Annotated in this window: 23 protein-coding genes; 12 read left to right on the forward strand and 11 right to left on the reverse strand. The window is 70.5% G+C overall.

Going from position 1 to position 16,799, the window contains the following annotated elements:
• Nucleotides 1-3 precede the first annotated feature (3 nt).
• From dapF to VIL76_RS14525, 4 genes are read left to right on the forward strand one after another with little or no spacing between them, the layout of a single operon-like run.
• Entirely contained in the window at nt 4-828 is an 825-nt protein-coding gene (gene dapF / locus VIL76_RS14510) for a diaminopimelate epimerase (RefSeq protein WP_332045744.1), read from the forward strand.
• A complete protein-coding gene (locus tag VIL76_RS14515) occupies nt 825-1,238 on the forward strand; it encodes an MAPEG family protein (RefSeq protein WP_332045745.1) in 414 nt (137 codons plus the stop codon). The genes dapF and VIL76_RS14515 overlap by 4 nt, the downstream gene beginning before the upstream one ends.
• Entirely contained in the window at nt 1,232-2,509 is a 1,278-nt protein-coding gene (mtaB, locus tag VIL76_RS14520) for a tRNA (N(6)-L-threonylcarbamoyladenosine(37)-C(2))-methylthiotransferase MtaB (RefSeq protein WP_332045746.1), read from the forward strand. Before VIL76_RS14515 ends, mtaB begins: the two co-directional genes overlap by 7 nt.
• Nucleotides 2,506-2,958, forward strand: coding sequence for a GFA family protein (locus VIL76_RS14525; protein ID WP_332045747.1), 453 nt, complete (start codon nt 2,506-2,508; stop codon nt 2,956-2,958). The genes mtaB and VIL76_RS14525 overlap by 4 nt, the downstream gene beginning before the upstream one ends.
• Here the strand turns inward: VIL76_RS14525 and VIL76_RS14530 are convergent.
• Complete coding sequence (locus tag VIL76_RS14530) at nt 2,955-3,584, reverse strand: trimeric intracellular cation channel family protein (RefSeq protein ID WP_332045748.1); 630 nt, start codon at nt 3,582-3,584, stop codon at nt 2,955-2,957. The two genes, VIL76_RS14525 and VIL76_RS14530, sit on opposite strands and share 4 nt — an antisense overlap.
• A gap of 57 nt (nt 3,585-3,641) precedes the next feature.
• Between VIL76_RS14530 and ftsY the strand changes: the two genes are divergently transcribed.
• From ftsY to VIL76_RS14545, 3 genes are all read left to right on the forward strand, one after another.
• Entirely contained in the window at nt 3,642-4,586 is a 945-nt protein-coding gene (ftsY, locus tag VIL76_RS14535) for a signal recognition particle-docking protein FtsY (RefSeq protein ID WP_332045749.1), read from the forward strand.
• The gene (locus tag VIL76_RS14540) at nt 4,583-5,176 is read left to right on the forward strand and encodes an inner membrane-spanning protein YciB (RefSeq protein ID WP_332045750.1); all 594 of its coding nucleotides are present in this window, start codon (nt 4,583-4,585) and stop codon (nt 5,174-5,176) included. Before ftsY ends, VIL76_RS14540 begins: the two co-directional genes overlap by 4 nt.
• Nucleotides 5,177-5,330: 154 nt before the next feature.
• Entirely contained in the window at nt 5,331-5,837 is a 507-nt protein-coding gene (locus VIL76_RS14545) for a MarR family winged helix-turn-helix transcriptional regulator (protein ID WP_332045751.1), read from the forward strand.
• On the opposite strand, the gene VIL76_RS14550 is transcribed toward VIL76_RS14545, so the two are convergent.
• The 8 genes from VIL76_RS14550 to ccmA all read right to left on the reverse strand — a co-directional run bounded on the left by VIL76_RS14550 (nt 5,827) and on the right by ccmA (nt 9,920).
• On the reverse strand, nt 5,827-6,036 hold the full coding sequence (locus tag VIL76_RS14550) for a hypothetical protein (protein WP_332045752.1): 210 nt from the start codon (nt 6,034-6,036) through the stop codon (nt 5,827-5,829). The two genes, VIL76_RS14545 and VIL76_RS14550, sit on opposite strands and share 11 nt — an antisense overlap.
• A gap of 111 nt (nt 6,037-6,147) precedes the next feature.
• Nucleotides 6,148-6,402: a hypothetical protein gene (locus VIL76_RS14555; protein ID WP_332045753.1), complete on the reverse strand. Its 255-nt coding sequence runs from the start codon at nt 6,400-6,402 to the stop codon at nt 6,148-6,150.
• Between the two features lie 50 nt (nt 6,403-6,452).
• The gene (locus VIL76_RS14560) at nt 6,453-6,971 is read right to left on the reverse strand and encodes a DsbE family thiol:disulfide interchange protein (protein ID WP_332045754.1); all 519 of its coding nucleotides are present in this window, start codon (nt 6,969-6,971) and stop codon (nt 6,453-6,455) included.
• Nucleotides 6,968-7,114 (reverse strand): heme exporter protein CcmD, encoded by a 147-nt coding sequence (ccmD, locus tag VIL76_RS14565; RefSeq protein WP_332045755.1) that lies wholly within the window; start codon nt 7,112-7,114, stop codon nt 6,968-6,970. The genes VIL76_RS14560 and ccmD overlap by 4 nt, the downstream gene beginning before the upstream one ends.
• Nucleotides 7,114-7,842 carry a heme ABC transporter permease gene (locus tag VIL76_RS14570; RefSeq protein ID WP_332045756.1) on the reverse strand — a complete coding sequence of 243 codons (729 nt, stop codon included), beginning with the start codon at nt 7,840-7,842 and terminating at the stop codon, nt 7,114-7,116. The genes ccmD and VIL76_RS14570 overlap by 1 nt, the downstream gene beginning before the upstream one ends.
• A 49-nt stretch (nt 7,843-7,891) precedes the next feature.
• Nucleotides 7,892-8,557, reverse strand: coding sequence for a Spy/CpxP family protein refolding chaperone (locus VIL76_RS14575; protein WP_332045757.1), 666 nt, complete (start codon nt 8,555-8,557; stop codon nt 7,892-7,894).
• 98 nt (nt 8,558-8,655) lie between these two features.
• The gene (gene ccmB / locus VIL76_RS14580; protein ID WP_332045758.1) at nt 8,656-9,321 is read right to left on the reverse strand and encodes a heme exporter protein CcmB; all 666 of its coding nucleotides are present in this window, start codon (nt 9,319-9,321) and stop codon (nt 8,656-8,658) included.
• Nucleotides 9,318-9,920: a heme ABC exporter ATP-binding protein CcmA gene (ccmA, locus tag VIL76_RS14585; protein ID WP_332045759.1), complete on the reverse strand. Its 603-nt coding sequence runs from the start codon at nt 9,918-9,920 to the stop codon at nt 9,318-9,320. Before ccmA ends, ccmB begins: the two co-directional genes overlap by 4 nt.
• Before the next feature lie 174 nt (nt 9,921-10,094).
• Between ccmA and acnA the strand changes: the two genes are divergently transcribed.
• The 3 genes from acnA (at nt 10,095) to VIL76_RS14600 (ending at nt 14,219) form a co-directional block, all read left to right on the forward strand.
• Entirely contained in the window at nt 10,095-12,785 is a 2,691-nt protein-coding gene (gene acnA / locus VIL76_RS14590; protein WP_332045760.1) for an aconitate hydratase AcnA, read from the forward strand.
• Nucleotides 12,786-12,886: 101 nt separating this feature from the next.
• Nucleotides 12,887-13,582, forward strand: coding sequence for a DUF1223 domain-containing protein (locus VIL76_RS14595; protein ID WP_332045761.1), 696 nt, complete (start codon nt 12,887-12,889; stop codon nt 13,580-13,582).
• Nucleotides 13,583-13,883: 301 nt separating this feature from the next.
• Entirely contained in the window at nt 13,884-14,219 is a 336-nt protein-coding gene (locus VIL76_RS14600; RefSeq protein ID WP_332045762.1) for a DUF2794 domain-containing protein, read from the forward strand.
• Between the two features lie 59 nt (nt 14,220-14,278).
• Here the strand turns inward: VIL76_RS14600 and VIL76_RS14605 are convergent, their stop codons facing one another.
• On the reverse strand, nt 14,279-15,025 hold the full coding sequence (locus tag VIL76_RS14605; RefSeq protein ID WP_332045763.1) for a Bax inhibitor-1/YccA family protein: 747 nt from the start codon (nt 15,023-15,025) through the stop codon (nt 14,279-14,281).
• Nucleotides 15,026-15,209: 184 nt separating this feature from the next.
• On the opposite strand from VIL76_RS14605, the gene VIL76_RS14610 reads away from it, so the two are divergent.
• Both VIL76_RS14610 and thpR read left to right on the forward strand, forming a co-directional pair.
• Nucleotides 15,210-15,857, forward strand: a complete 648-nt coding sequence (locus tag VIL76_RS14610; protein WP_332045764.1) for an arylesterase — start codon at nt 15,210-15,212, stop codon at nt 15,855-15,857.
• A 9-nt stretch (nt 15,858-15,866) separates the two neighbouring features.
• A complete protein-coding gene (thpR, locus tag VIL76_RS14615) occupies nt 15,867-16,400 on the forward strand; it encodes an RNA 2',3'-cyclic phosphodiesterase (protein WP_332045765.1) in 534 nt (177 codons plus the stop codon).
• Here the strand turns inward: thpR and VIL76_RS14620 are convergent.
• The gene (locus VIL76_RS14620; protein WP_332045766.1) at nt 16,397-16,780 is read right to left on the reverse strand and encodes a DUF2237 domain-containing protein; all 384 of its coding nucleotides are present in this window, start codon (nt 16,778-16,780) and stop codon (nt 16,397-16,399) included. The two genes, thpR and VIL76_RS14620, sit on opposite strands and share 4 nt — an antisense overlap.
• Nucleotides 16,781-16,799 lie beyond the last annotated feature (19 nt).

Below are 16,799 nucleotides of genomic sequence, written 5' to 3' on the forward strand. Positions count from 1 at the left end.
CCCATGGGACGTCCGTTCCTCAAGATGAACGGGCTCGGCAACGACTTCGTCGTGGTCGAGACCCGCAGCCAGCCCTTCGCGCCCAGCGCGGAGGAGGTGCGCGCGATCGCCGACCGCGCGGCCGGGATCGGCTGCGACCAGCTCATCGCGGTGGAGCCTGGGGAGGGCGTGGACGCCCGCGTGCGCTTCTGGAACGCCGATGGCGAGGAGGTCTCGGCCTGCGGGAACGGGACCCGCTGTGTCGGCTGGCTGGTGATGCAGGCCAGCGGCAAGGACGAGGCGGTGATCGAGACCAAGGCCGGCCGGCTGGTCGCCACCCGCGCCGGGGAGCGGCTGGTCAGCGTCGACATGGGCAAGCCCCGGCTCGCGTGGAGCGAGATCCCGCTGGCGGAAGAGCACGACACCAACCTTCTGGGCCTGAATGTCGCCGGATCGGACTTCGATAGGCTGGAGCCCCCCGCGGCGGTCTCGATGGGCAATCCTCACGTAGTGTTCTTCGTGCCGGACATCGAGACGGCGCCGGTCGAGATGGTTGGGCCTGTGGTTGAGCGCCTCGACATGTTTCCGGAGGGGGTCAACGTCGGCTTCGCCCAGGTGAAGGGCCGCGACCGCATCCGGCTGCGGGTCTGGGAGCGGGGCGCGGGCCTCACCAAGGCCTGCGGCACCGGCGCCTGCGCGGCCCTGGTCGCCGCTGCCCGCCGTGGCCTCACCGACCGCGCCGCCACCCTGGAACTCGATGGCGGCGAGCTGTTCGTCGCCTGGCGCCACGACGACCACGTAATCATGACGGGCCCGGCCGCGGTCGATTTTGCGGGAGAGCTCCCGTGACCGCGGCCCTCCTGACGCCCCTCCTGCTGCACTTCGGTCTGGTGCTCGCGCTCTACGTGGCCTTGACCGCCGCGCGGAGGGTTGCGGTGCGCCAGGGGCAGGCGGCCTATGTCGATTTTGCGCGCGTGGATGGCGATCCGCCAGCCGCCGCGCGCATCGCCCGCAACCTGTCCAACCAGTTCGAGGCGCCGCTGTTCGCGTACTTCGCCGCCCTGTTCCTGCTCTGGCGGGGCGAGGTGACCGGCGTCGACGTGGCCGCGGCCTGGCTGTTCCTGGTCGGGCGGGTGATCCACACCCTGGTGCAGACGCTGACGGACAATGTCCGGCTGCGGGGAATGGTCTTCACGATCAACTTCGTGGGCGTCCTGGCGCTGATGGCCCACGTCGCCGTGGTGGTGCTGGGATGGTGAGCCGGCCGGACAATGTCGACATCGTCACATTCGGCTGCCGACTGAACGCCTACGAGAGCGAGGTCATTCGCGCGCGGGCGGCAGAGGACGGGCTGTCGGACGCGGTGGTGTTCAACACCTGCGCAGTGACCAACGAGGCGGTGCGCCAGGCGCGCCAAGCGATCCGCAAGGCCCGCCGCGAGCGGCCGGGCGCCAAGCTCATCGTCACCGGCTGCGCGGCCCAGGTGGACCCCGCCGCCTTCGCCGGCATGGCCGAGGTGGACCTCGTCCTGGGCAACGCCGAGAAGGCCGCGCCGGGCGCCTATTCGCCCCAAGCCGAGCCGGCGCGGGTGCGCGTCAACGACATCATGAGCGTGCGCGAGACCGCCGGGCACCTGATCGACGGGCTGAAGGACCGGGCGCGGGCCTACGTGGAGGTGCAGAACGGCTGCGACCACCGCTGCACCTTCTGCATCATCCCCTACGGCCGCGGGAACTCCCGCTCGGCCGCGGCGGGCGAGGTGGTGGAGCAGGTCCGGCGGCTGGCGGCGCAGGGCTACCGCGAGGTGGTGCTGACCGGCGTCGACGTCACCAGCTGGGGCGCCGACCTGCCGGGCCAGCCGACGCTGGGCCAGCTCGTCGCGCGGATCCTGAAGCTGGTCCCGGAGCTGCCGCGGCTGCGGCTATCCTCCATCGACGCGGCCGAGATTGACCCGGACCTGATGCGCTGCCTGGCCGAGGAGCCCAGGCTGATGCCCTACCTGCACCTCAGCCTGCAGGCTGGCGACGACATGATCCTGAAGCGCATGAAGCGGCGGCACAGCCGCGCCGACGCCCTGCGCCTCGTCGACCAGGTCCGGGCCGTGCGGCCGGACACCGCCTTCGGCGCCGACCTGATCGCCGGCTTCCCGACCGAGACCGACGAGATGTTCGAGAACACCCTGCGCCTCGTCGAAGAGGCGGGGTTGGCGTTCCTGCACGTCTTCCCGTTCAGCCCGCGGCCAGGGACGCCTGCGGCGCGCATGCCGCCGGTGGCGAAAACGGTGGTGAAGGCCCGTGCGGCGCGCTTGCGCGCGGCGGGCGAGGCCGCCCTGGCGCGCCACCTGGAGCGTCAGGTCGGGCGCACGATCTACGGCCTGGTGGAGCGCCCGGGGCTGGCGCGCGCCGAGGATTTCACGGAGGTGGCCTTCGAGGGCGAGGCCGCCGTGGGCGAGGTGGCGGCGCTCCGGGTCACGGGCCATGACGGACGGCGCGCGCTCGCCCGCGCGGAGGTGCTGGAGGCGGCGGAATGAGCCTTACGGGCGGGTGCCAGTGCGGCGCGGTGCGGTATCGCGTGGACGGAGAGCTGACCGGTCCCGGGATATGCCACTGCCGGATGTGCCAGAAGGCGTCCGGCGGCTTCTACGGCGCCTACGTCTCGGCGAAGGCCCACGAGGTGGTCTGGACCCGCGGCGAGCCGGCGCGGTTCCAGAGCTCCAACAAGGTCCGCCGCGGTTTCTGCCGAGCGTGCGGCACCCAGCTCACCTTCGAGGCGGTCCCCGGTGTGGTCGATCTCGCGATTGGCTCGCTGGACGATCCGGCTCCCTTCAAGCCTACGGGGCAGTTCTCGCGCGACGCGCGCCTGCCGTGGGTGGACGAGCTGGCCACCGTCCCGGAACGCCGGCTGAGCTACGACACCACCGGCATCGTCTCCTACCAGCACCCGGACCACGAGACGCAGGCCTGGCCGCCGCAAGCCTAGGGGTCGGGCGGCGCTCGGCCCGGAAAGCCCGGCAGCGACCAGCCGAACAGGATCGCCCCGCCCCTGACCACGAAGGCGGTGAGGAACCCGGCCGCGCCCGCCGCGATGAACGGCAGGCCCAGGGCCACCAGGGCGACGAATACGGCCGCCCCAACCAGCGCCGCCGTCACGTAGAGCTCGCGCCTGAGCAGCACCGACGGCTCGTTGGCGAGCACGTCGCGCAGCACCCCGCCGAAGGTGGCGGTGAGCACGCCCATCACGATGGCGGAGAGCGGCGGGGCGCCCAGGGACAGCGCCTTCAGCGCGCCGACCACCGCGTAGGCGGAGAGCCCCACAGCGTCGAACCACAGGAGCAGGCGGCCGCGCGCCCGGCCCCAGCCCGAGAGCCAGATCGCGACGGCTGCCGCCAGGCAGACGACCAGATAGGTGGGCTGGTGCACCCAGAAGACCGGCGAGCCGATCAGCAGGTCGCGCAGGGTGCCGCCGCCCACCCCGGTCACCGCGGCGAAGAATCCGAAGGTGATGATGTCGTGCTTGCGGCGGGCCGCCGCCAGGGCGCCGGCGACGGCGAACACGGCCACGGCCGCGTAGTCAAGAACCAGCAGGGTGGCGGCGAGCCCGTCCATGCCCCTGCTGTAAGCTGCACGTGACGGGACGCAAACTCGCCGTTAGAAGCCCCGCCCATGAGCGAACCCAAACGCGGCTGGTTCCAGCGCCTCACCGAGGGCCTGTCGCGCTCCTCCAAGCAGATGGGCGACCAGATCGCCACGGTGTTCGTCGCCAAGGCGCCGCTCGACCAGGCCAAGCTCGACGAGCTGGAGGAGATGCTGATCGAGGCCGACCTGGGCCCGCACTCCGCCGCGCGCATCACCGAGCGCTTCGCTGAGGAGAAGTTCGGCAAGGACGTGGACGAGGCCGAGATCAAGGCTGCGCTCGCCCAAGCCATCGGCGAGGAGCTGGCCCAGCGCGAGGGCGACTTCGATCCGCTGTCGGGTCCGAAGCCGTACGTCGTGCTGTTCATCGGGGTGAACGGGTCGGGCAAGACCACCACGCTCGGCAAGATCGCCGCCGACCTCACCGCCCGCGGGGCAAAGGTGCTGGTGGTGGCGGGCGACACCTTCCGGGCGGCAGCCGTTGAGCAGCTGCACGTGTGGGCCGACCGGGCCAGGGCCGATTTTATGTCGAGGCCGACCGGCTCGGACGCGGCGGGGCTCGCCTACGACGCCGTGGAGCGGGCGAAGGCCGAGGGCTATGACGTGGTGCTGATCGACACCGCCGGGCGGCTGCAGAACAAGCAGGGGCTGATGGACGAGCTCCTGAAGATCATCCGGGTGGTCAAGAAGCTCGACCCCGAGGCGCCGCACGAGACGCTGCTGGTGCTGGACGCCACCGTGGGCCGCAACGCGCTCGCTCAGGAGAACATCTTCGGCAACCAGATCGGGGTCTCGGGCATCGTCATGACCAAGCTGGACGGCACCGCCCGCGGCGGGGTGCTGGTGCCGGTGGCCCAGGCCTCGGACAGTCCCATCAAGCTGGTGGGCGTCGGCGAGGGGATCGAGGACCTGCAGCCGTTCAATGCGCGGGCCTTTGCGCGCAGCCTCGTCGGGCTGGCGGAGCCGATCCGATGAGCGGCCCGACTCCCGCAAACAAGCGCAAGTGGGTCCGCTGGTTCGTCGACTACTCGGCACCGATCGGGTTCGCGGTGGTCTACTTCGGCTTCGGCCGCGATTTCATGCTGGCCTCCGGCTTCCTGGTGGCGATCTCGCTGGTGGCGGTCATCGTGGGCCGGGTGGTGGAGCGCCGCTGGGCGCCGCTGCCGATCTTCGTGGGCGCCATGGGGGTGATCTTCGGCGGGCTGACCCTGATCTTCCACGACCCGCGGATCCTGAAGGTGAAGCCGACGGTGCTGAACTTCACCCTCGGCGCGATCCTGCTGGGCGGGCTGCTGCTGAAGAAGAACCCCATCAAGGCCGTGGTGGGCGACGCGCTGGTGCTGCCCGACGACGCCTGGCGCAAGCTCATGCTGCGCTTCGGCCTGTTCTACTGGTCGCTCGCGGCGCTCAACGAATTGGTGTGGCGGACCCAGAGCGAGGCCAACTGGGTCCTGTTCCGATCTTTCGGCCTGCAGGCGCTCACCGTCGCCTTTGCGCTGACACAAGTGCCCCTACTTATGAAGTACATGAAGGCGGACGAACTCCCGCCTCCGCCGTCGGAATAGTGTCGATCGGCCGACATCAGTCGACTACCCCCGAATGGGCGCCGCTGATTCGGGGAACGGCGTTATACTCGGGACTCGGGTGGGAGCTAGATCGATGGCCAGGGCCAAGTCGTCCAAAGGCGGTGTCGGAGCACTGGATCGCTCGCCAAGCCAGTTGCTGCATCGTGCGCAGCAACTCGCGCTTGACGTGTATGCGCAGGAATTCGGGCCCGGCTCGATCACCCAGCGGCAGTTCGCCCTGCTGGCGGCGGTCGCCGACTACGAGGGCGCCAACCAGAGCGACCTGGTGCGGGTGACCGGCATCGACCGCTCGACGCTGGCGGACATGGCCGCCCGCATGATCGCCCGGGGCCTGCTCGCCCGCGAACGCTCCGCCGCCGACGCGCGTGCTAACGCCGTGCGCCTGACGCCGGCCGGCCGGCGCGTACTGGACGATGCCGGCCCGAAGATGGCGCGCGCCGACCAGCGGCTCCTGAAGATGCTCGGCGAGGCGTCCAAGCGACAGTCGCTGGTGTCCATGCTGCGCGAGCTGGTCAAGGCCGGCGAGGCGGCGGAACCCGCGCCGGAGCCGAGGCCCGCCTCGAGGGCGACCAAGCCACGGCCGAAGCCCGTGCCGAAGCCGGCGCCCAAGCCCGCGGCCCGCAGCGCGGCTAGGCGCTAGCGGGATCTATATTCGGGCCTGCGATGGTCGACGGCCGCAGGTAGGGCGACGCCAGACGTTCGTAGCCCTTCTCCGGGAGGCTCTTCATGATCACGTCGAGCATCATGGCGCCGTCCGCGCGGATCGGCGGCGGCTCGTTGAAGAGCTCGCGCCAGAGCGCGCTGGCTTCCTCGTAAATCCTGTCCTCGCGAACTTGCATTTGAGGGTCCGTCCCTTGCTCAGGGGCGTAACTCGCCCGCCGCGCGAGCCGTTCCGGACAAAGAAAGTTAATTTTTCAAAAGGTTAGCTGCACCATAGGCAGACCGAATGCTCAAACCCGGATGTCGAGCAGCGAGCCGGGGCGCAGCAGCTTTTCCGGCTTGGGGGCGCCCGCCTCGGGCGTCCGCTGGAGAGGCTTGGGAGCCGACGGCGCTGCAGCCGCCTGAGGCGCCGCGGCCGCCGGAGCGCGGCCGAGGGCGGCCTCGAAGAACGCCCGCTGGGCGGCGGCGCGCGCCGGGTCCATCGGGCGCTGGATATGGGCCTGGGACGATCCAGGCGGGACGTTGGAGGGGCGGGCGGGGTTCACAGGCCCAAGGCTCGCGAAACATGGTTAACGCGTCGCTAACCTTGTCCGCGTCAGCGCATCTTCGCGGCGAGCGCCCGGGCCTGCGCCTCGTCCAGCGGTCCCACGTGCTTTGCCAGGATCGTGCCGTCGCGGCCGACCAGGTAGGTCTCCGGCACCGCCGTCACGCCGAACTCGATGCCTGCGCGGCCGTCCTGGTCCACCAGGATCTCGGCGAACGGATCGCCCAGCCGGGTCAGGAAGGCCTGGGTCTGGGTCGGCTTGTCCTTGTAGGCGATGCCCACCACGCGGACCTTCTCGGCCTTCATCGCGACCAGCACGGGATGCTCGATCTCGCATGGCGCGCACCAGGAGGCGAAGAAGTTGACCAGCATCGGACCTTCCGAGGCGATCTCCTTGAGATTCACCGGCTGGCCCTCCGCCAGGGTGGGCAGGTCGAGGTTGGGGACCGGCTTCCCCACCATTGTGTGCGGCTGGTACTCGGCGGTGTTGCGCTTGAGCGCGTAGAGGCCGAACAGGCCGCCGAGCGCCACCAGCACCAGGAGCGGGATCAGCGCGACCCAGCGGCTCACTTGCGTCCGAGCTCCTCGGCCCGCTTGCGCCAGCGGCGCGCGAACGACAGCGACGAAACGACGAGCCCGCCCAGCACCAGCGCGGTGACGGCGAAGGCGCCCCAGACGTAGGGCGCGTACTTGCCGGCGTCGAAATCGAGCATCAGGCCCTCGCCGCCCTGAGCGCCGCCACTTCGGCGCGCCGCTTCCAGACCTCTCCGCGGATGCGGACCAGCCACAGAGAGCCGAACCCGGCCATGTAGCCCAGCGCCACGAGGATCACGGGGATCCAGTACTCGGGGGGCATGGCAGGGCCTTCGCCACGGAACACCGAAGCGCCCTGGTGCAGGCTGTTCCACCATTCGACGCTGAAGTGGACGATCGGCAGGTTCACCAGGCCGACCATTGCCAGGATCCCCGCCGCGCGGCTGGCCTTCGCCTCGTCGTCCAGCGACGCCCGCAGGGCGATGTAGGCCAGGTAGAAGAGGAAGAGCACCAGCACCGACGTCAGCCGGGCGTCCCAGACCCACCAGGCGCCCCACATGGGCCGGCCCCACAGCGAGCCCGTGGCGAGGGTGAGGAAGGTGAAGCCGGCGCCCAGCGGGGCGGCGGCCGCAGCGGCCGCGTCGGCGAGCGCGTGCCGGAACACAACGCCGAGGAAACTCGCCACGCCCAGGCAGACGTAGATGAACATGCACATCCAGGCTGCGCCGATGTGGATGAACATGATCCGCACGGTGTCGCCCTGCTGGTAGTCCTCGGGCGCGGAGAAGGCGAGGTAGAGGCCGACGGCGGCCAGCACGACGGCGATCGCGCCGAGCAGCGGGGCCGCCCAGCGCGAAAAGGCCATGAACCGCTCGGGGTTCGTCAGGAAGGCGGGCGCCGGGATCATCGGCCTTGCGGCTTAGACCCCGGCGGCGTGCGTCGCAAGTCGCCGTCTCTTACAGCCGCGGCGGCTCAGGAGGCGCGGGCGGCGCCGGCGGGCGGGGCATCTCGTGGCCGAAATGCTCCGGCGGGAACTGCACGTGCGGCAGCTCCCCGCGCGGCAGGTTGATCCGCAAGGCCCGGAACGGCGCGGGCATGGCGCCCGGGCCGATCATCAGCGGCAGCTCGTCGAAAGCCTTCTTCTGGCGCTCGTCCAGCTGGTTGTAGAAGCGGCGCACGGCGTCGATGCGGGCCTTCTGCTCCGCTTCGCGCTCGGCGATCCGGCGCTCCATGCGGGCCAGCTTCTCGGGCGTCGTGTCGGGACGGTCGTCTCGCGCCTCCATCCGGACGGTGCGGTCCTTGGGCTTCATCGCCTCGACATAGGCGGCCAGGGCGGCTTCCTGGTTGGGGCGCAGCTGCAGGATGTTGCGCAGGTGCTCGGTCTGCTCCTTGGGATCTCGGTGCATCGCGATGTGTTCTCGGCCGGGGCCGAGCCGCACGACGCGGCGCTTCCCGTCGCGCTGGACGATGACGCGGTCGCCGTCGCGCTCGATGCGGACTTCGCGCTGCACGCGGCGCTCGGCCGGACGATCCGTCTGGGCCTGTGCGTAGGCGGTCGCGGCCGTGGCGCCGACGGCGACGAGCGCCGCGCCGGCGATGAGCAGGTTGGTACGTCGTGACATGGCTGTCCTCCGCGTCTCTCTGTAAGGTCGAGGTTAGCGGAAGCTCCTGCCGGAAGGTGGCGAAACGGCGCCATCGCAGGTGAAGCTTTCGTAATCCTTCAGGAGAGCGCGTTCCGACAGGCGGCGGCCATGGCGAGCGGGCCGAGCGCGACGGCCGCGAGGGCATAGGCGCCGAGCAGCGCGAACCCCGGCTGCCAGGCCAGGCCGCCCGCAAACGCGTCCAGTGCGCCGCCGCCGAAGATCACCGGCGGGACGAACAGCGGCAGGACGATCACCGCCGTCAGCAGCCCGCCGCGCCGCGCGCCGAGGCTGAGCGCCGCGCCGATGCCGCCGACGAACGAGAAGGCCAGGCCGCCGGCGAGCGCGCAGGCGAACACCAGCGGCGCGAGACTGGGTGGGGCGCCGAGCGCGATGGCGGCCACCGGCGCGGCCAGCGCCAGCGGCGCGCCGGTGGCCAGCCACTGGCCGAAGCACTTGATGGCGCAGGTGAGCTCCAGCGGCGTCGGCGAGAGCGCCAGCAGATCCAGCGCGCCATCCTCGTAGTCCCGTTCGAACAGCCGCTCCAGCGAGAGCAGGGACGCCAGCGCCAGCGCCACCCACGCAATCCCGGGCGCCACCGCCGCCAGCCGCTGCGGCTCCGGCCCGATGGCCAGCGGCACCAGGGTGCCGACACCGGCGTAGAAGCCGACGCTGACCAGGGGCCCGCCGCCGCGGCCCCACGCCAGCGCCGCCTCGCGGGCGAGCAGGAGGGAGAGCCGGCTCACGCCGCGATCTCCAGCGACCTGGATTTCACCGGCAGCGGGTCGTGGACCGCGGCGACGATGAGGCCGCCGCCGTCCAGGTGTCGCTGCATGATCTCGCCGAAGCGGACCCGCCAGCGCGCGTCGAGCGGCGACAGCGGCTCGTCCAGCAGCCAGAGCGGCCGCGGCGAGGCAAGCACGCGGGAGAGCGCCAGCCTGCGCCGCTGTCCGGCGGAGAGGCGTCTCACCTCCAGGCCCTGCAGCGGCGTCAGCTCCAGCGCCTCGGCGGCCGCGGCGCTGGTCTCCGGCGTCCCGCCCGTCCAGCGGCTCCAGAAGCCGAGCTCCTCGGCGGCGGTGCGGGCGGGCTTCAGCCCATCCTGGTGGCCGACCAGGTGCAGGCCGGCGCCGCGCGCCTCGCCCGCGTCGAGCGCGCCGAAGCCGATCTCGCCCGCCTCCAGGCGCACCAGCCCCGCGATGGCCCGCAACAGGCTGGTCTTGCCCGCGCCGTTGGCGCCGGTCAGCGCGCAGGCCTCCCCCTCGGCGAGGTCGAGTCCCAGCCCGGAGAACAGCAGCCGCCCGCCGCGCCGGATCGCGACGTCCCTCAGCTCCACCGACCTGATCACCCGCCCCCCCCGCGCGCATGGACGCCGCGGACGGTTCGGCCTATGAAGCGCCCGGCCGCCGTCGCCCCGGGGGACGTACGCCGCGCGGGGACGGAACCTGTGAGTCCGCCTCTAAAAGCGCGCGATCCCTGTGGTGGACGTGATGCGGCCGGGAACAGAGAGAGGATCCCCTAAATGGCGTCAGTAGACAGCCTCAGAACCCGCCGCGAGCTCGTGGTGGGCGACAAGACCTATGCTTACTACAGCCTTCGCGCGGCGGAGGAAGCGGGACTTTCGGGCGTCTCGCGCCTGCCGAAGTCCATGAAGGTGCTGCTCGAGAACCTGCTTCGCAACGAGGACGGCGAGTCCGTCGGCGGGGACGACCTGAGGGCGGTCGCCGCCTGGGTCGAGAACAAGGGCGCGGTCGAGCACGAGATCAGCTTTCGCCCCGCGCGCGTGCTGATGCAGGACTTCACCGGCGTGCCGGCGGTGGTGGACCTCGCCGCCATGCGGGACGCGATGACCCAGCTGGGCGCGAACCCGGAGAAGATCAACCCGCTGAACCCCGTCGACCTCGTGATCGACCATTCGGTGATGGTGGACTTCTTCGGCCAGGCCAAGGCCTTCGACCGCAATGTGGACCGCGAGTACGAGCGCAACATGGAGCGCTACCGCTTCCTGCGCTGGGGCTCCTCGGCCTTCAACAACTTCCGCGTGGTGCCGCCGGGCACCGGCATCTGCCACCAGGTGAACCTGGAGTACCTGGCGCAGACCGTGTGGCTGAGCGACGACGCCGGCATGCCGGTCGCCTATCCGGACACGGTGGTCGGCACCGATTCCCACACCACCATGGTCAACGGCCTTTCGGTGCTGGGCTGGGGCGTGGGCGGTATCGAGGCGGAGGCCGCCATGCTCGGCCAGCCGATCCCGATGCTGATCCCGGAGGTCATCGGCTTCCGGCTCGACGGCAAGCTCGCCGAAGGCACCACGGCCACCGACCTGGTGCTCACCGTCACCCAGATGCTCCGCAAGAAGGGCGTGGTCGGCAAGTTCGTGGAGTTCTACGGCCCCGGCCTGCTGAACCTCACGCTCGAGGACCAGGCGACCATCTCCAACATGGCGCCGGAGTACGGCGCGACCTGCGGCTTCTTCCCGATCACCCAGGCGACGCTGGACTACCTGACCGCCACCAACCGCGACCCGGCTCGGGTGGCGCTGGTGGAGGCCTATGCCAAGCAGCAGGGCCTGTGGCTCGACCCGGCCGATCCGGACCCGGTGTTCACCGACAGCCTTGAGCTCGACCTGGGCTCCGTCGCGGCCTCGCTGGCCGGCCCCAAGCGGCCGCAGGACCGGGTGCTGCTCACCGAGGCGGCGGCGGAGTTCAAGACTGCGCTTAGCGGCGACTTCGCCAAGGCCGAGCAGATGGCCCAGCGCGTGCCGGTGGAGGGCGAGAACTTCGACCTCGGCCATGGCGACGTGGTCATCGCGGCCATCACCTCCTGCACCAACACGTCCAACCCCAGCGTGCTGATCGCCGCGGGGCTGGTGGCCAAGAAGGCGGTGGAAAAGGGTCTCCAGGTGAAGCCCTGGGTGAAGACCTCTCTTGCTCCAGGATCGCAGGTGGTGACCGACTACCTGAAGTCGGCGGGCCTGACCAAGCATTTGGATTCGTTGGGTTTCAACCTGGTGGGCTACGGCTGCACCACCTGCATCGGCAACTCCGGTCCGCTGCCGGAGCCAGTATCGGACGCTATCAACAAGCACGACCTCGTGGCGGTCTCGGTGCTCTCGGGCAACCGCAACTTCGAGGGCCGGGTGAACCCCGACGTGCGCGCCAACTACCTGGCCTCGCCGCCGCTGGTGGTGGCCTACGCCCTGGCCGGCTCGATGCAGATCGACCTGGCCACCCAGCCGCTCGGCGAAGGCAAGGACGGCCAGCCCGTCTACCTGCGCGACATCTGGCCGACCACCGACGAGATCGCCGCCCTGCAGCGCAAGCACGTGACGAACAAGATGTTCGCCTCGCGCTACTCCGACGTCTTCAAGGGCGACAAGAACTGGCAGGGGATCAAGATCACCGGCGGCCAGACCTACGCCTGGGAGATGGGCTCCACCTACGTGCAGAACCCGCCCTACTTCCAGGGCATGTCCATGGAGCCCACCCCGGTGAAGGACATCATCGAGGCGCGCGTCCTGGGCGTCTTCGGCGACAGCATCACCACCGACCACATCTCGCCGGCCGGCTCGATCAAGGCCACCTCGCCCGCCGGTGTCTACCTGCGTGAGCACCAGGTGCCGCAGTCGGAGTTCAACTCCTACGGCGCGCGTCGGGGCAACCACGAGATCATGATGCGGGGCACCTTCGCCAACATCCGCATCCGCAACCGGATCACGCCGGAGATCGAGGGCGGGGTGACCAAGCACTTCCCGTCGCAGGAGGTGATGTCGATCTACGACGCGGCCATGCGCTACCAGTCGGAGGGCCGCCCGCTCGTGGTGTTCGCCGGCAAGGAATACGGCACCGGCTCGTCGCGTGACTGGGCGGCCAAGGGCACCAAGCTGCTGGGCGTCCGCGCCGTGGTGGCCGAGAGCTTCGAGCGCATCCACCGCTCGAACCTGGTCGGCATGGGCGTGCTGCCGCTGCAGTTCACCCAGGAAGGCTGGCACAAGCTGGGCCTGACCGGCGAAGAGATCGTGACCATCCGCGGCCTCACCGAGCTGGCGCCGCGCAAGCAGCTGATCGTGGAGATGTACCGTCCGAGCGACGGCCGCATCGCCCGCTTCCCGGTCCGCTGCCGCATCGATACCCCGACGGAGCTCGAGTACTTCAAGCACGGCGGGGTGCTGAACTACGTGCTGCGCAGCCTGGCCCGCCAGGCCGTCTGAGCCATGAGATCGGCGGCCGGACCCTTACGGACCGGCCGCCGGCTTCTACTCACACCTTGTTGAACCGCTCCCCCTCCAGAACTCCGCTTAAGTGCCGCGCGATGCGGAAGGCCGCGCTGCTTCTCAGCCTGTTGCTCCTCGCCGGCCCGGTGGCCGCGCAGGCCAAGCCCCCCGTGGTGGTGGAGCTCTACACCGCCCAGGGCTGCGCCAACTGCGGCGAGGCCAACCAGTACGCGGCCAAGCTCGCCGCGCGGCCGGACCTGCTCGTGCTGACCTTCCCCGTGGACTACTGGGACTACCTCGGCTGGGAAGACACCTTCGCCAAGCCGGAGTTCTCCGATCGCCAGAAGGCTTATGTGGCGCGCCTGGACCTGCGCGAACCCTACACGCCCCAGGTGGTGGTGGACGGCCGCGACCAGGCTCCCGGACTGCGCGAGGAGCAGGTGGAACGGCTGCTGCGAGAGGCGCTGGCCGCCCGCAAGAACCCGCCCGACATCGCCTTCATCGGGCCGCGCCGCGTGGATGTGGGCGGCGGCCGTCCGCCCAGGGGCGGCGCCGAGGTCTGGCTGGTGCGCTACGACCCGCGCGAGCAGGAGGTGCAGGTCAGGAGCGGTGACAACCGCGGCCGCACGGTGGTGCAGAAGAACGTGGTGCGCGAGCTGAAGCGGCTGGGGCCGTGGAAGGGCCGACCGACGGCCTACCGCGTCAGGCCGGCCGAAGACGGGCTGCGCACCGTGGTCCTGGTCCAGGCCGCCCGCGGCGGGCGCATCCTGGCGGTGGAGCAGCAGGGCTCCTGACCCGTCGCGCAAACGAAAGCCCCCGCCGCTGGAGAGGTCGACGGGGGCTTGGCGTTCTGGGGAAGAATGTGTCGGCTGACCGGTTCGCCAATCCAGGGGGGCTGGGGGGGCTGTTCAGGATCCGGGACCAGCAGGACCTGCCAGCCGACACATCCCAATAAACGGATCGCGTCTGGCGCTGAGGGGACGGAAATAAGGTCATTTCGCGGCGGGCGGCGGCGCTTGCCCGGGCCGCCCCACACCCCATGTCAGCCGCCAACCCCTCGCCATCCTTGAGAGATTCGGTCTAGGCTTCCCAGCAATGGCATTCGATCCGTCCTATGCGGCGCCCGGCCAGGGGCGGGTTTTCTTCGAACGGCGCGAACTGGAGCGGCTGCTCCGTCTCTATGGCCGCATGGTCGCCGCGGGCGAGTGGCGCGACTACGCCATCGACGGGCTCTCGGACTTCGCCGCCTTCTCGGTATTCCGCCGCGCCTCGGAAGCCCCGCTCTACCGCATCGAAAAGCGCCCGGCCCTGGCCCGCAAGCAGGGCGCCTGGGCGGTGATCGGGCAGGGCGGCGTGGTGCTGCGCCGCGGCCACGACCTGGAGCAGGTCCTGCGCCTCTTCGACCGCGGCCGCTTCAAGGTGGTCGATTAGGCAAAGAAAAACCCCGGCGGTTTCCCGCCGGGGTTCGTCGTTCGGTCCTGCGCTGCGCCTTAGCGGCGGTCGCCGAAGAGGGCGAGCAGGAACTGGAACATGTTGATGAAGTCCAGGTAGAGGCTGAGCGCGCCGTAGCTGGTGGCCACGCCCATGGCCGCCTGGTCGCCGCCCAGCTCGTAGTACTGCATCTTCAGGCGCTGGGTGTCGTAGGCGGTGAGGCCCGCGAAGATCAACACGCCCAGGGCGCTGATGGCGAAGGCGATCGCCGGGCTCCCCAGGAAGATGTTGACGATGCCGGCGATCAGCAGGCCCCAGACGCCCATGATCAGGAAGCTGCCCATGCCGGTCAGGTTCTTCTTCGTCGTGTAGCCGAAGAGGCTCAGCGCGCCGAAGGCGGTCGCCGTGACCAGGAAGGTCGAGGCGATCGACGTGCCGGTGTAGCGCAGCGCCAGCACGCCCAGGGACGCGCCGATCAGGCTGACCACCGTCCAGTAGGTGATGCTGGCCGAGCGCGGGCTCTGGTTGCGGATCGCGAAGCCGGAGAACAGCAGCACGGCCAGCGGCGCGAAAGCCACCACCATGCCCAGGATGCTGTAGCCGACGCGGCCGTTGGCCACGACGAACATGGCGTCGCGTACGGGCGGGAACGAGCTCGTCACCCACGCCAGGGCGGCGGAGAGCACGAGGCCCAGCGCCATCTTGTTGTAGACGCCGAGCATGAAGCTGCGAAGACCCGCGTCCACCGACATGTCGGCGCGATCCGCGGGGATCGTGCGCGCGTAGCCGCGGTTGAAGTCGCTCATGAGAGGCAAAGCCCTTGTGTTTCCATCGTCCGGATTGGACGCAGCCCAGAATATCGGGGCCGCACGAGGCCTAAGCAAGAGCCTTGCCAGGCGCGGGGTTCCAAAATCGATCTTTTGCGCGTGTCGGCCGGGCGCGACGCCGCATGCCCTTGGCCCGCCACGATTGTTTCCTAGATTCAACGCCATGAGTTCATCGAACTGCTCCCGCCGGGCGGTGCTGGCCGCCGCCGTCGGCCTTGCGGCTGCGCCGACCCTCGCGGCGGAGGCCAAGGCCGCGCCCGCCCGCAGCGTCGCCATTCTGGGCGACTCCATCACCGCGGGCTACGGCCTGCCGGCCAGCCAGGCGCTTCCGGCGCGCTTGCAGGCGGAGCTCGCCCGCATGGGCGTGCCGGCCCGGGTGATTCCCGCCGGACGTTCCGGCGACACCACCGCCGGCGGCGCGGCGCGGGTGGACCGCGCCGTCCCCAAGGGCGCCGACGTCTGCGTCGTCGCGCTGGGCGGCAACGACCTGCTCACCGGCGAAGACCCCTCGCGGGTGCGCGCCAACCTCGACCGCATCGTTACCCGGCTGAAGGCGCGCGGCGTCACCGTGGTCCTGGCCGGCGTGCAGGTGCCGCCGCTGCTGGGCGGAGGGTACGCCAGCGCGTTCAACGGCGCCTTTTCGAGCGTGGCCAGGAAGCATGGCGTGCTGTTCCTGCCGGACCTGCTGGCCGGCGTGGCCTTGAACTCGCGCCTGAACCAGCCCGACGGGATCCACCCGAACGCGGCAGGGGTGACGGTGATCGCACGGCGCCTGGCGCCCGTCGTGGCGAAGGGCCTCGCCGCAGGCTAACTAGGCGGGATGATCCGCCTCTTCGCCGCCGTTCCGATACCTGAGCAGATCGGGCTTGCGCTGTCCCGCCGCCAGCAGGGGATCGACGGCGCCCGCTGGCGCCCGCTCGAGGCCCTGCACGTGACCCTGCGGTTCTTCGGCGATCTGCGCGAGGACGTGGCGCGCGACCTGGACGCCGAGCTTGCCGGGGTTGGGGGGCAGCCGTTCGACATGGTGCTGGAGGGTGCGGGCGCCTTCGGCGAGGGCCGCGAGATCCACGCCATCTGGGCCGGCGTCGCCGAGAGCGAGCCGCTGCGCCGGCTGGCGGCCGCCTGCGAGACGGCGGCGCGGCGCGCCGGCCTGAAGGCCGAGGGCCGCAACTACCGCCCGCACGTGACGCTGGCTTACCTGCGCAATCCCGATCCCGACGTGGTCGCCCGCTGGATCCAGGGCAACAACCTGCTCAAGTCGCCGCCCATCCCCGTCGAGAGCTTCGGCCTGTTCTCCAGCCGCCAGACCAAGGAAGGCTCCCGCTACCGCCTGGAAGCCGAGTACCCGCTCTAGGCCTCCACCGCGTGGTCCTTGAGGATGCCAAGCGGAACGATGGCGAGCGTCTCCTCGTGGGTGGCCTCCAGCACCACGCCGGGCGCGGCCTCGGCGTCGAGGGCTTCCTTCCAGCGCGGGGCGCAGAGGCACCAGCGGTCGCCGGGCTTCAGGCCCGGGAAGCCGTACTCCGGAACGGGCGTCGAGAGGTCGTTGCCCGCCGCGCGGGAGAAGGCCAGGAACTCCGCCGTCATCACCGCGCAGACGGTGTGCATGCCCACGTCCTCGTGGCTGGTCTCGCAGCAGCCGTTGCGGAAGAAGCCGGTCATCGGCCGGGTGGAACAGGGCTTCAGCTCGCCGCCCAGCACATTGCGGGCCCCCGGATCGAACCGTGTGGTCATGGCGCCATCCTAGCCGCTA

This window comes from Phenylobacterium sp., from assembly GCF_036563285.1.
GTDB lineage: Bacteria > Pseudomonadota > Alphaproteobacteria > Caulobacterales > Caulobacteraceae > Phenylobacterium.

What these genes read in the sequence shown, in the direction of transcription:
- dapF (WP_332045744.1), top strand. Translation starts at nt 4, where the DNA reads ATGGGACGTCCGTTCCTCAAGATGAACGGGCTCGGCAACGACTTCGTC.
- mtaB (WP_332045746.1), top strand. Translation starts at nt 1,232, where the DNA reads ATGGTGAGCCGGCCGGACAATGTCGACATCGTCACATTCGGCTGCCGA.
- VIL76_RS14525 (WP_332045747.1), top strand. Translation starts at nt 2,506, where the DNA reads ATGAGCCTTACGGGCGGGTGCCAGTGCGGCGCGGTGCGGTATCGCGTG.
- VIL76_RS14530 (WP_332045748.1), bottom strand. Translation starts at nt 3,584, where the DNA reads ATGGACGGGCTCGCCGCCACCCTGCTGGTTCTTGACTACGCGGCCGTG.
- ftsY (WP_332045749.1), top strand. Translation starts at nt 3,642, where the DNA reads ATGAGCGAACCCAAACGCGGCTGGTTCCAGCGCCTCACCGAGGGCCTG.
- VIL76_RS14540 (WP_332045750.1), top strand. Translation starts at nt 4,583, where the DNA reads ATGAGCGGCCCGACTCCCGCAAACAAGCGCAAGTGGGTCCGCTGGTTC.
- VIL76_RS14550 (WP_332045752.1), bottom strand. Translation starts at nt 6,036, where the DNA reads ATGCAAGTTCGCGAGGACAGGATTTACGAGGAAGCCAGCGCGCTCTGG.
- ccmD (WP_332045755.1), bottom strand. Translation starts at nt 7,114, where the DNA reads ATGCTCGATTTCGACGCCGGCAAGTACGCGCCCTACGTCTGGGGCGCC.
- VIL76_RS14570 (WP_332045756.1), bottom strand. Translation starts at nt 7,842, where the DNA reads ATGATCCCGGCGCCCGCCTTCCTGACGAACCCCGAGCGGTTCATGGCC.
- VIL76_RS14575 (WP_332045757.1), bottom strand. Translation starts at nt 8,557, where the DNA reads ATGTCACGACGTACCAACCTGCTCATCGCCGGCGCGGCGCTCGTCGCC.
- acnA (WP_332045760.1), top strand. Translation starts at nt 10,095, where the DNA reads ATGGCGTCAGTAGACAGCCTCAGAACCCGCCGCGAGCTCGTGGTGGGC.
- VIL76_RS14595 (WP_332045761.1), top strand. Translation starts at nt 12,887, where the DNA reads ATGCGGAAGGCCGCGCTGCTTCTCAGCCTGTTGCTCCTCGCCGGCCCG.
- VIL76_RS14600 (WP_332045762.1), top strand. Translation starts at nt 13,884, where the DNA reads ATGGCATTCGATCCGTCCTATGCGGCGCCCGGCCAGGGGCGGGTTTTC.
- VIL76_RS14605 (WP_332045763.1), bottom strand. Translation starts at nt 15,025, where the DNA reads ATGAGCGACTTCAACCGCGGCTACGCGCGCACGATCCCCGCGGATCGC.
- VIL76_RS14610 (WP_332045764.1), top strand. Translation starts at nt 15,210, where the DNA reads ATGAGTTCATCGAACTGCTCCCGCCGGGCGGTGCTGGCCGCCGCCGTC.
- thpR (WP_332045765.1), top strand. Translation starts at nt 15,867, where the DNA reads ATGATCCGCCTCTTCGCCGCCGTTCCGATACCTGAGCAGATCGGGCTT.
- VIL76_RS14620 (WP_332045766.1), bottom strand. Translation starts at nt 16,780, where the DNA reads ATGACCACACGGTTCGATCCGGGGGCCCGCAATGTGCTGGGCGGCGAG.